Annotated in this window: 9 protein-coding genes and 1 rRNA gene; 5 read left to right on the top strand and 5 right to left on the bottom strand. The window is 73.0% G+C overall.

All coding sequences use genetic code 11. The annotated features are described in order from the left end of the window. Positions 1 to 83, top strand: a 5S ribosomal RNA gene (rrf, locus tag ACIRST_RS29785); the annotation flags it as partial. 76 nt (positions 84 to 159) lie between these two features. On the opposite strand, the gene ACIRST_RS29780 is transcribed toward rrf, so the two are convergent. Beyond that, positions 160 to 621, bottom strand: coding sequence for a GNAT family N-acetyltransferase (locus ACIRST_RS29780; RefSeq protein WP_402805796.1), 462 nt, complete (start codon positions 619 to 621; stop codon positions 160 to 162). A gap of 144 nt (positions 622 to 765) precedes the next feature. Next, positions 766 to 1,557 (bottom strand): VOC family protein, encoded by a 792-nt coding sequence (locus ACIRST_RS29775; RefSeq protein ID WP_402805794.1) that lies wholly within the window; start codon positions 1,555 to 1,557, stop codon positions 766 to 768. Positions 1,558 to 1,762: 205 nt separating this feature from the next. On the opposite strand from ACIRST_RS29775, the gene ACIRST_RS29770 reads away from it, so the two are divergent. The 3 genes from ACIRST_RS29770 (at position 1,763) to ACIRST_RS29760 (ending at position 6,803) form a co-directional block, all read left to right on the top strand. Then, entirely contained in the window at positions 1,763 to 3,994 is a 2,232-nt protein-coding gene (locus ACIRST_RS29770) for an ATP-dependent RecD-like DNA helicase (RefSeq protein WP_402805791.1), read from the top strand. A gap of 225 nt (positions 3,995 to 4,219) precedes the next feature. Then, entirely contained in the window at positions 4,220 to 5,509 is a 1,290-nt protein-coding gene (locus tag ACIRST_RS29765; protein ID WP_350521514.1) for a citrate synthase, read from the top strand. Between the two features lie 574 nt (positions 5,510 to 6,083). After that, the gene (locus ACIRST_RS29760; RefSeq protein ID WP_350521513.1) at positions 6,084 to 6,803 is read left to right on the top strand and encodes an SDR family oxidoreductase; all 720 of its coding nucleotides are present in this window, start codon (positions 6,084 to 6,086) and stop codon (positions 6,801 to 6,803) included. A 109-nt stretch (positions 6,804 to 6,912) separates the two neighbouring features. Here the strand turns inward: ACIRST_RS29760 and ACIRST_RS29755 are convergent, their stop codons facing one another. Together ACIRST_RS29755 and ACIRST_RS29750 are read right to left on the bottom strand one after the other, a co-directional pair. Then, entirely contained in the window at positions 6,913 to 9,195 is a 2,283-nt protein-coding gene (locus tag ACIRST_RS29755) for a heavy metal translocating P-type ATPase (protein WP_402805786.1), read from the bottom strand. Positions 9,196 to 9,275: 80 nt separating this feature from the next. Further along, positions 9,276 to 9,494 (bottom strand): heavy-metal-associated domain-containing protein, encoded by a 219-nt coding sequence (locus ACIRST_RS29750; protein WP_402805783.1) that lies wholly within the window; start codon positions 9,492 to 9,494, stop codon positions 9,276 to 9,278. Between the two features lie 167 nt (positions 9,495 to 9,661). Here ACIRST_RS29750 and ACIRST_RS29745 point away from each other — a divergent pair, with 167 nt between their 5' ends. After that, the gene (locus ACIRST_RS29745) at positions 9,662 to 10,834 is read left to right on the top strand and encodes a PP2C family protein-serine/threonine phosphatase (protein ID WP_402805781.1); all 1,173 of its coding nucleotides are present in this window, start codon (positions 9,662 to 9,664) and stop codon (positions 10,832 to 10,834) included. 172 nt (positions 10,835 to 11,006) lie between these two features. Here the strand turns inward: ACIRST_RS29745 and dhaL are convergent, their stop codons facing one another. Beyond that, on the bottom strand, positions 11,007 to 11,660 hold the full coding sequence (dhaL, locus tag ACIRST_RS29740) for a dihydroxyacetone kinase subunit DhaL (RefSeq protein WP_402805779.1): 654 nt from the start codon (positions 11,658 to 11,660) through the stop codon (positions 11,007 to 11,009). Between the last annotated feature and the right edge of the window lie 4 nt (positions 11,661 to 11,664).

Below are 11,664 nucleotides of genomic sequence, written 5' to 3'. Positions count from 1 at the left end.
ACATTCCGAACCCGGAAGCTAAGCCTCACAGCGCCGATGGTACTGCAGGGGGGACCCTGTGGGAGAGTAGGACGCCGCCGAACAATCATTCCAAAGAACCCCTGATCCACTCGGATCAGGGGTTCTTTGCATTTCCGGACACTGTGCCGGGCGCCGCTTTCAGACCTTCAGCTTGAAACCGACGTGCGACGGAACGAACCCGAGCCGCTCGTAGAAGCGGTGCGCGTCGGTGCGGGTGGCGTCGGAGGTGAGCTGGACGAGGTCGGCGCCGAGTTCGCGGGAGCGCCGGACGGCCCACTCGATCAGGACGGAGCCCAGCCCGTTGCCACGCTCGTCGGCGTGGATGCGGACGGCCTCGATGATCGTGCGGGTGGAGCCCTGTCGGGAGAGGCCGGGCACGACGGTGAGCTGCAGGGTGCCGACGGTCCGGCCGGCGCGGTCGGCGACGACCAGGTGCTGGTGCGGGTCGCCCTCGATGCGGGCGAAGGCGGTGCGGTAGGCGGTCAGGTCGTCGGGGCTCTCGCGGGTCGCGCCCAGCGGGTCGTCCGCGAGCATCGCCACGATGGCCGGGAGGTCCGCCCCGGTCGCCCGGCGGATCGTCAGATCGGTCGTGTCGTTCATGATCAGAGAATAGAAGCCTTTCCACGGTTCCCACCCGTCCCTGTCTACGCCCGTAGCGCCCCTGCACGGCCCTCCTGGGGGCCGATCAGGGCCGATCAGGGGTGGGCAAGGTCCCTGATGGCGTCGGGCCGGGGTGAGGCGGTGTCACGCCCCGGGCGGGGCACTGGTGATGACGGCGAAGACCGCGCCGTGCGGGTCGACCAGCTGGGCGAGGCGGCCGACGCCGTGGACGTCGGTGGCGGGGACCTTCACGGTCGCGCCGATGGTGGCGGCGATGGCGAGGCCGGCGTCCGCGTTGGGGACCTCGAAGTACGGGAGCCAGTGCGAGCCGGTGCCGGCGGCGGTCTGCTGGGGGCCGAGCTGGACGATGCCGCCGTGGGCGTCGTCGGTGCCGCCGCCCGCGGGGGTGAGGACGGTGTAGATCGAGCCGTCGAACGGGACGTCCTGCTCCTGCCAGTCGAAGACGGTGCGGTAGAAGGACTTGGCGAGTTCGGCGTCGATGCTGTGGCACTCGGCCCAGCAGAGGCTGCCCTCCTCGTCGACGACGTCCAGGCCGCGGGTGTCGTGCGGCTGCCAGACGGCGAAGTCGGCGCCGGTCGGGTCGGTGTAGCCGGCCATCCGGCCCGAGGTGAAGACGTCGAAGGGGGCGAACCGGACGCGGCCGCCGGCCTTCTCGACCAGTGCGGTGGTGCGGTCGGCGTCGGGGGTGGCGAAGTAGAGCGTCCAGCCCGGCAGGGCGCTCTCGTCGGTGAGCGGGCCGAGTGCGGCGACGATCCGGCCGTCGAGGCGGAAGAACCCGTAGCCGCCCGACTCGGGGCCGGCCGAGTCGAAGGTCCAGCCGAACAGCGCGGTGTAGAAGTCGACGGAGGCCCGGGTGTCGGGGCTGCTCAGGTCGAGCCAGTCGGGGGCGCCGGGGCGGAAGGCGGTGTTGAGCATGTCGGGCACTGCTCCTCGGACGGGCCGGGCCCGGGCGGGCGCGGTCGACGGTCCCCCTGCCTACTCACAGCCTGGCACCTCGGCGATGGCGCTGCACGGCAGGCTTCCGGCCCGGGATCCGGGCGTTCGCGGCTGTGGGCTTGTCGGGGCCGGGCGGTACCGTGCGTAGCGGAATGATCCACCCGTACCGGTCGAAGGGGGCCCGGTGAGCAAGCAGGCGCAGTCGGGACAGCAGCCGTTCCAGCTCGCGCAGGTCGAGGGGGTGCTGGAGCGGATCACCTACGCCAACGAGGAGACCGGCTACACGGTGGCCCGGGTCGACACCGGCCGGGGCGGGAACGACCTGCTGACCGTGGTGGGCGCGCTGCTGGGGGCGCAGGTCGGGGAGTCGCTGCGGCTGCACGGGCGGTGGGGCTCGCACCCGCAGTACGGGCGGCAGTTCACGGTGGAGAACTACACGACGGTGCTGCCGGCCACGGTCCAGGGCATCCGGCGGTACCTGGGCTCGGGGCTGATCAAGGGGATCGGGCCGCGGTTCGCCGAGCGGATCGTGGAGCGCTTCGGTGTGGACACCCTGGAGGTGATCGAGAACGAGCCGGGCCGGCTGATCGAGGTGCCGGGGCTGGGGCCGAAGCGCACCAAGAAGATCGCGGCGGCCTGGGAGGAGCAGAAGGCCATCAAGGAGGTGATGGTCTTCCTGCAGGGGGTCGGGGTGTCGACCTCGCTGGCGGTGCGGATCTACAAGCAGTACGGCGACGCGTCGATCGGCGTGGTGAAGAACGAGCCGTACCGGCTGGCGTCGGACGTCTGGGGCATCGGATTCCTGACGGCGGACCGGATCGCCCAGGCGGTGGGCATCCCGCACGACAGCCCGGAGCGGGTGAAGGCGGGGCTGCAGTACGCGCTGTCGCAGAGCAGCGACCAGGGGCACTGCTTCCTGCCGGAGGAGCGGCTGATCGCGGACGGCGTGAAGCTGCTCCAGGTGGACGTGGGGCTGGTGATCGACTGCCTGGCCGAGCTGGTCGCGGCCGAGGGGGTGGTCCGCGAGACGGTGCCGGGGGAGGCGGGCGAGCCGATCACCGCGGTCTACCTGGTGCCGTTCCACCGGGCGGAGATCTCGCTGGCCAACCAGCTGCTGCGGCTGCTGCGTTCGGACACGGACCGGATGCCGTGGTTCGCGGGCGTGGACTGGCCGGTGGCGCTGGAGTGGCTGGCGAAGCGGACGGGGGCCGAGTTGGCGCCCGAGCAGGAGCAGTCGGTGCGGCTGGCGCTGACGCAGAAGGTCGCGGTGCTGACGGGCGGTCCGGGCTGCGGCAAGTCGTTCACGGTGAAGTCGATCGTGGCGCTGGCGCTGGCGAAGCGGGCGAAGGTGGTGCTGGCGGCGCCGACCGGGCGGGCGGCGAAGCGGCTGTCGGAGCTGACCGGGGCGGAGGCCTCGACGGTGCACCGGCTGCTGGAGCTGAAGCCGGGCGGGGACGCCGCGTTCGACCGGGACCGGCCGCTGGACGCGGACCTGGTGGTGGTCGACGAGGCCTCGATGCTGGACCTGATCCTGGCGAACAAGCTGGTCAAGGCGGTGCCGATGGGCGCTCACCTGCTGTTCGTGGGGGACGTGGACCAGCTGCCGTCGGTGGGCGCCGGGGAGGTGCTGCGGGACATGCTGGCCGAGGGCGGGCCGATCCCGTCGGTCCGGCTGACCCGGATCTTCCGGCAGGCGCAGCAGTCGGGCGTGGTGACCAACGCGCACCGGATCAACGAGGGGAAGCCGCCGCTGACGGATGGTCTGGCGGACTTCTTCCTGTTCGCCGAGGACGACGCGGAGCGGGCGGCCGGGCTGACGGTGGACGTGGTGGCGCGGCGGATCCCGCAGAAGTTCGGCTTCGACCCGCGCCGGGACGTCCAGGTGCTGGCCCCGATGCACCGCGGCCCGGCCGGGGCGGGGAACCTGAACACGCTGCTGCAGGGGGCGGTGACGCCGGCCCGGGAAGGGGTGGCGGAGCGGCGTTTCGGCGGGCGGACGTTCCGGGTGGGGGACAAGGTGACCCAGATCCGCAACAACTACGACAAGGGGCGGAACGGCGTCTTCAACGGCACAGTGGGAGTGGTGACCGCCCTCAGCGTGGACGACCAGCGGTTGACGGTGGTCACCGACGAGGACGAGGAGGTGGTGTACGACTTCGACGAACTCGACGAGCTGGCCCACGCGTACGCGGTGACGATCCACCGCTCGCAGGGCAGCGAGTACCCGGTGGTGGTGATTCCGGTCACTATGTCCGCTTGGACGATGCTCCAGCGAAATCTGCTCTACACCGCTGTGACCAGGGCGAGGAAACTCGTGGTACTGGTCGGGTCACGCAAGGCGATCGCGCAGGCCGTTCGGGCCGTCAGTGCAGGTCGGCGGCATGCGGCACTCGATCATCGGCTTGCTTCTGGATGATTATCCAACAGGATCGTTGCCTCTAATGTTCTCTTGACGTGAAGAGATTTACGGCAGAGCCTAGGGTGGTGCCGATCTTGTCCGGTTCGTACCGGCTACGGCGGCAGGTTTTGTAGGGGCGGGCCCTTCCGGGCCACCCCGGGTGCGCGACTGTCCTCCGGATGGGGGATGGTGGAGACAGTCAGGGCACCTTGGAAGAGGATTCATTTCGTCGGTGAGGAAGACGTGAGCGACAACTCGGTAGTACTGCGGTACCAGGACGGCGAGTACGAGTACCCCGTCGTCGAGAGCACTGCGGGCAACGCCGGCTTCGACATCTCGAAGCTGCTCCCGCAGACCGGCCTGGTCACCCTGGACAACGGCTTCGGTAACACCGCCGCGTACAAGTCCGCGATCACCTTCGTGGACGGCGACAACGGCATCCTGCGGTACCGCGGCTACCCGATCGAGCAGCTCGCCTCGCAGGGCGGCTTCATCGAGACCGCGTACCTCCTGATCAACGGCGAGCTGCCCAACGCGGACCAGCTGGCGGAGTTCAACCGCGAGATCACCCAGCACACCCTGCTGCACGAGGACGTCAAGCGCTTCTTCCAGGGCTTCCCGCGGGACGCCCACCCGATGGCCATGCTGTCCTCGGTGGTCGGCGCGCTGTCCACGTTCTACCCGGAGAGCCACAACCCGTTCGACGCGGCCCAGCGCCACCTGTCGACGGTCCGCCTGCTCGCCAAGCTGCCGACGATCGCCGCGTACGCGTACAAGAAGGCGATGGGCCAGCCCTTCGTCTACCCGCGCAACGACCTGAGCTACGTCGAGAACCTCCTGCGGATGACGTTCGCCGTCCCCGCCGAGGACTACGAGCTCAACCCGGTCGTCGTCAACGCCCTGGACAAGCTGCTCATCCTGCACGCGGACCACGAGCAGAACTGCTCGACCTCCACCGTGCGCCTGGTCGGCTCCAGCCACGCCAACCTGTTCGCCTCGATCTCGGCCGGCATCTCGGCACTGTGGGGCCCGCTGCACGGCGGCGCCAACCAGGCCGTGCTGGAGATGCTGGAGAGCATCCAGAAGGACGGCGGCGACGTCGACGCCTTCATCACGAAGGTCAAGAACAAGGAAGCCGGCGTCAAGCTGATGGGCTTCGGCCACCGGGTCTACAAGGCGTTCGACCCGCGCGCCGCCCAGGTGAAGCTGCTCGCGCACGAGGTCCTCGGCCAGCTCGGCAAGAGCGACGAGCTCCTCGACATCGCGCTCAAGCTGGAGGAGCACGCCCTCAAGGACGACTTCTTCATCTCGCGCAAGCTGTACCCGAACGTGGACTTCTACACCGGCCTGATCTACCGCGCCATGGGCTTCCCGACCAGCATGTTCACCGTGCTGTTCGCCCTCGGCCGGCTGCCGGGCTGGATCGCCCACTGGCACGAGATGATCAACGACCCGACCAGCCGGATCGGCCGCCCGCGCCAGATCTACACCGGCACCGCGATCCGCGACTACGTCCCGCTTGAGGGTCGCTGACGACGCGCGCGAAGACGCCGACGCCGGGCACCGACCCGGACGGAAGCTGAAAGGGGCCCGGCCGCTGCCTGAGCGACCGGGCCCCTCCGCGTCCCCGCACCGCACCCCCGGAGGGGTCCGTGCGGGGACGGAACCGTACGGCGCACGACTCCGGGGCCGGCCGCAGCCCGAGACGGCCGCTCAAAGCGTCCCTGGCCCGCCAGTACCCCGGCGCCGTGCGCGAAGGCCGTCGAGAAGACGACCCTTCCCGGGGCCCGCCGGAGCCCCGCCGGCGACAGCCGGTGGAAGCGCGGGGACACGTTGCCGTTCAGCGTGCCCCCGCCCATCGGAAAAACTGCCGCACTACCAACCTAAGACGTATCAGGGTGCGAGAAGTTACGCCCGGGGGGTGTGAGCTGCCTCTCGCCACGCTCCGTGTGCGCGTCGTACCCCGCCCATATCACACCTTCTCTCGCGCGGGACGTCACCCTCCCCGCAGTCACGGCAACCGAGCGTGATAGGAATCGTGGCATTCCGGTACGGACCGCCCCGCACACTCGCAGCGCGGCGGCGGAACTGGGGAGGGAGTGCGCAGATGGCCAGGAACGTCGTCGTCACCGGCGGTGGCACGGGAATCGGGTACGAAGTCGCGCGGCGGTTCGCCGAGGCGGGTGACCGCGTGGTGATCGTGGGCCGCCGCCGCGCGGTCCTGGAGAAGGCCGCGGCGGACCTCGGGGCGGACGTCACCCCGCTGGTGTGCGACCTCGCCGACCCGGACGCCGTGGAGGACGCGCTGCGCGAACTGCCCGAGCGGATCGACGTCCTGGTCAACAACGCCGGCAGTCGGGAGACCGTGGTCGGCGGCGGGCCGCACGCGCTGCTCGCCCGCTGGCGCGGCGACTTCGAGCGCAACGTGCTGACCGTGGTGCTGCTCACCGAGTCGATCCGCGACCGGCTCACCCCCGGCTCCGGCCGGGTGGTCACCATCAGCTCCATCGCGGCCCTGCGCGGGGCCGGCTCCTACGGCGCGGCGAAGGCCTCGCTGCACGCCTGGAACAACTTCCTGGCCGCCCAGTTGGGCACCTCGGGCATCACCGCCAACATCGTCGCGCCCGGGACGGTCAGCGGCACCGAGTTCTTCGGGCCGCGGCTGGACGAGGCCGAGGTGGCCCGGCGGGCGGCCCGCACCCTGCTCGGCCGGATCGGGGAGACCGGCGAGGTCGCGGCGGCGGTGCACTTCCTCGCCTCGCCCGAGGCCGGGTTCATCACCGGTGAGATCCTGCACTGCAACGGCGGCGAGCTGCTGGGGCGTTGACGTACGGCGAGGGGCCCGGACCGGTGGCGGTCCGGGCCCCTCGTGCGTGCCCCGGGGCGCGCGGGAGCCGCCTGGCCCCCGGGGCCACGCGGGAGCTTCCCGGGGCCGCTCAGGCGGCCCGGAAGCGGCGCAGGCGCAGGCTGTTGGTGAGCACGAAGACCGAGGAGAAGGCCATGGCCGCGCCGGCGATCATCGGGTTGAGCAGCCCGGCCGCGGCCAGCGGCAGGGCGGCGACGTTGTAGCCGAACGCCCAGACCAGGTTGCCCCTGATGGTGCCGAGGGTCCGGCGGGAGAGCCGGATGGCGTCGGCCGCCGCGCGCAGGTCGCCGCCGACCAGGGTGAGGTCGGCGGCCTCGATCGCGGCGTCGGTGCCGGTGCCCATCGCGAGGCCGAGGTCGGCCTGGGCGAGGGCCGCGGCGTCGTTGACGCCGTCGCCGACCATCGCGACGACCCCGCCCTCGGCCTGCAGCCGCCTGACCGTCGCGACCTTGTCCTCGGGGAGCACCTCGGCGATCACGTCCTGCGCGGGGATGCCGACCTCGGCCGCGACCGCCTCGGCGACCGCCCGGTTGTCTCCGGTCAGCAGCACCGGGCGCAGGCCCAGCGCGCGGAGCCGGGCGACCGCCTCGGCGCTGGTCGGCCGGACCGCGTCGGCGACCTCCAGGACCGCCCGCGCCTCGCCGTCCCAGCCGACCGTGACCGCGGTGCGGCCGGCCGCCTCGGCGGCGGCCCTGGCGCGGGTCAGGGAGGGCGGCAGGTGCAGGGCCCGGTCGGCGAGCAGCGCCTCGTGCCCGGCGACCACCGCGCGGCCCGCCACGACGCCCTCCACGCCCCGGCCGGGGACGCTGCGGAAGCCCTCGACCGGCGGCAGCTCGCCCGTCCGCTCCACGGCGGCCGCGGCGACGGCGGCGGCGATCGGGTGCTCGGAGGCGTGTTCGACGGCGCCGGCCAGGCGCAGCGCCTCGCTCCGGTCGACGCCCTCGGCGGTGTGCACGGCGACCACGGCCATCCGGCCGGTGGTGACGGTGCCGGTCTTGTCGAGCACGACGGTGTCCACCGCGCGGGTGGTCTCCAGGACCTCCGGGCCCTTGATCAGGATCCCGAGCTGGGCGCCGCGGCCGGTGCCCACCATGAGCGCGGTCGGGGTGGCCAGGCCGAGCGCGCAGGGGCAGGCGATGATCAGGACGGCCACGGCCGCGGTGAAGGCCTCGGTGGGGCTGTCGGTGACCAGCAGCCAGGTGACCAGGGTGGCCAGGGCGATCAGGATCACCACGGGGACGAAGACGGCGGAGATCCGGTCGGCCAGCCGCTGGGCGGCGGCCTTGCCGTTCTGGGCCTCCTCGACCAGCCCGGCCATCCGGGCCAGCCGGGTGTCGGCGCCGACCCGGGTGGCCTCGACCACCAGGCGCCCGCCGGCGTTGACGGTGGCACCGGTGACCGGGTCGCCGACGGTGACCTCGACCGGGGCGGACTCGCCGGTCAGCATCGAGGCGTCCACGGCGGAGCCGCCCTCGACCACCACGCCGTCGGTGGCGATCTTCTCGCCCGGGCGGACCACGAAGCGCGTGCCGACGGCCAGCCGGTCCACGGGCAGGCGCACCTCGCGTCCGTCCTGCAGGACCGCGACGTCCTTGGCGCCGAGGTCGAGCAGCGCGTGCAGCGCGGCGCCCGCCCGGCGCTTGGAGCGGGCCTCCAGCAGGCGGCCGAGCAGGATCAGCACGGTGACGGCGGCAGCGGTCTCCAGGTAGAGCGTCGCGGAGGCGTCGGTGTCGCCGACGGAGAGCGAGAAGGCGTGGTGCATCCCGGGCAGGCCGGCGTGGCCCAGGAAGAGCGCCCAGACCGACCAGCCGAAGGCGGCCAGGGTGCCGAGCGAGACCAGGGTGTCCATGGTCGCGGCGCCGTGCTTGAGGTTGGTCCAGGCGGCGCGGTGGAACGGCAGGCCGCCGTACACCACGACCGGGCCGGTGAGCGCGAAGGCCAGCCACTGCCAGTTCGTGAACTGCAGGGCCGGGACCATCGACAGCACGACCACCGGGACGCCGAGGACGGCGCCGATCAGCAGCCGGTCGAGCAGGGGGTCGGTCCGTTCGGGGCGGGCCGGCCCGGGCGCCGCGGTGGCGGGACGGGCCGGCCCGGGGACGGCGGGCGCCGGGGGCGGGGGGAGCTCGGCGGTGTAGCCGGTGCGCTCGACCGTGGCGATCAGCTCGGCCACCGTCACCCCGGGGCCGTAGTCGACCCGGGCCTTCTCGGTGGCGAAGTTGACGGTCGCCTCGACGCCGTCCATCCGGTTGAGCTTCTTCTCGATCCGGGCCGCACAGGAGGCGCAGGTCATCCCGCCGATCGACAGCTCGACCCGGTCCCGGGCCTCGACGTCGGGGGCGGACGTGCTCATGCGGATCAGCTCCTTGCTGGGGGCGTACGGCGGGGCCGTCGGTCGGGCCGCCGGTCGGGGCCCCGCCGTACCTCGGTGGTTCAGGCGCTGCGGCCGACCAGCTCGTAGCCGGCCTCGTCGACGGCGGCGCGGACCTGCTCGTCGTCCAACGGGGCGGCGGAGGAGACCGTCACGGTCCCGGCCTTGGCGTCGGCGGCGACGTCGGTGACACCGGTCAGGGCGGAGAGCTCCTCGCTGATCGCCTTCTCGCAGTGGCCGCAGCTCATGCCGGACACGGTGTAGGTGATGGTGCTGGACATCGGGGCCTCCGGGAGGTCGGTGCGGGTTCCTGTGCTGACGACTGTCGACGACTGCTGATGACACAATACCCCTGAGGGGTATCGGTCGAGGGGGTGGGGGAGGTGGATCGAATCGTAGGCGACGGGGTGGGCGGGTGGGTGCCGTGATCGTCCCTTATGTTCGGTATGTGTTTCCGATCCGCCGCGCCCAGTCACCCTCGGCACCCGGGGCAGCCGGACTGCCGCCGGACCGGCAGCGCGGCGCCCTGCTGGCCGCCGACCTCCAGGACGTGCCGCTGTGGCGGCGCGCCGCTCCGGCGCTGCTCGCCACCCTGCTGGTGGGGCTCGCGGACCTCCTCTCCGGCAAGGACCGCTACCTCGCGCCGCTGATGACCGTCGTGCCGACCATCGCGGCCCTCACCCTGCGGCCCCGCGAACTGCTCGCGGTCTGCACGCTCGGACTGCTCGCGGTGTTCGGGCTCAGCCACTACGACGAGGTCGACAACATCAACGACGCGCGGTTCCTCTACGGCGCGATGGTCAGCTACGTGGTGGTGACGCTGTTCTCGGCCTGGGTCGCCGGGCTCCGGATGCGGCGGGCGGCGGCCTTCGCGGCCGTCAGCTCCGTCGCCGAGGCCGCCCAGCGGGCCCTGCTGCGGCTGCCGGGGCCGGTGGTCGGGCCGCTGCGGCTGGCCGTGCGGTACGTGTCGGCGGCGGACGCCTCGCGGATCGGCGGGGACCTCTACTCCGTCCTGGAGACGCCGCACGGCACCCGGGTCGCGGTCGGGGACGTCCGGGGCAAGGGGCTGGCGGCGGTGCAGACCGCGGCGGTGGTGCTGGGCGCGTTCCGCGAGGCCGCGTACGACGAGGCCGGGCTGCGGGGTGTCGCGGCGCGGGTCGAGGCCAGCGTCGAACGGCACGTCCCGGACGGCGAGTTCACCACGGCGCTGTTCGCGGAGTTCCGCGCGCCCGGGGCCGTGGAGCTGCTGCAGTACGGGCACGTGCCGCCGATCCGGGTCGACGGCGAGGGGCGGGCGCTCGTCCTGCACGCGCCGGACCCGTGGGTGCCGCTGGGCCTCGGCCGGCTGGCCGCGGGGGAACCGACCAGCTGGGGGCAGCCGTTCGGGCCGGAGGACGTGCTGGTGCTCTGCACGGACGGGGTGATCGAGGCACGGCACCGGACGACCGGGGAGTTCTACCCGCTGGCGGAGCGGGTGGGGCCGCTGGTGCGGGGAGCCGCGCGCTCGGCGGGCGAGCTGGAGGCGGCGGTCGGGCGGGTGTACGGGGACCTGCTGGCGCACACCGGCGGGGAGCTGCGGGACGACGCGTTGCTGCTGCTGATCGCGCGGACGGACGGCTGATCGACGCCCGGGGTGCGGCGGGGGCGCGGAGTGCGGGGGAGGGCATGGGGGAGCGGGGCGCGGTGCCGGTCGGGGCCCTCCGTTCCGCGCAGTTCCCCGCGCCCCGGTCGGAGCACGGGGAAGAGGGGAGGGGCCGGGGACTGCGCGGGTAGGGGGCCGGGGCGGAGCGGGCTCAGGCGGTGGTGTCGGCGAGGGCGCGGAAGACGAGGGCGGTGGAGGTGGCACCCGGGTCCTGGTGGCCGATGCTGCGTTCGCCGAGGTAGGAGGCGCGGCCCTTGCGGGCCCGGAGCGGGACGGTGTCGCGGGCGCCCCGGTCGGCGGCGTCGGCGGCCGCGGCGGCGGCCTCGGCGAGCGTGGCACCGCCGGCGGCCGCGGCGCGGAAGGCGGCGAGGGCCGGGGTCCAGGCGTCCACGATGGTCTTGTCCCCGGGCTCGGCCTTGCCGAGGAGACGCACGGCGTCCAGTCCGGCGGACAGGGCCTCGGCGACGTCGGCCGGGGTGGCCGGCTCGGGCAGGGCGGCACCGATGGCGCGGAAGGCCTTGCCGTAGAGCGGGCCGGAGGCGCCGCCGACCTTGGAGACGAGCGTGGTGCCGGTCCTGGTGAGGACGGCGCCCGGGCCGGTCGGGTGAAGGCCGTCGAGGGCGGCGAGGACAGCTGTGAAGCCGCGGTGGAGGTTGCTGCCGTGGTCGCCGTCGCCGATCGCCGAGTCCAGCTCGGTGAGCCGGGACTGCTCCTCGTCGACGGCCGCGGCCACGGCGCGGATCCAGGCCTCGGCCCGTGCGGTGTCGAACAGCGGGGAGTCGAACGCCGGGGTGTCGGGGTCCATCGCG

Source organism: Kitasatospora sp. NPDC101447, assembly GCF_044767225.1.
Classification (GTDB): Bacteria; Actinomycetota; Actinomycetes; order Streptomycetales; family Streptomycetaceae; genus Kitasatospora.
Note: the sequence above shows the minus strand (reverse complement) of the source record. Positions and strands in the feature narration are given on the sequence as shown.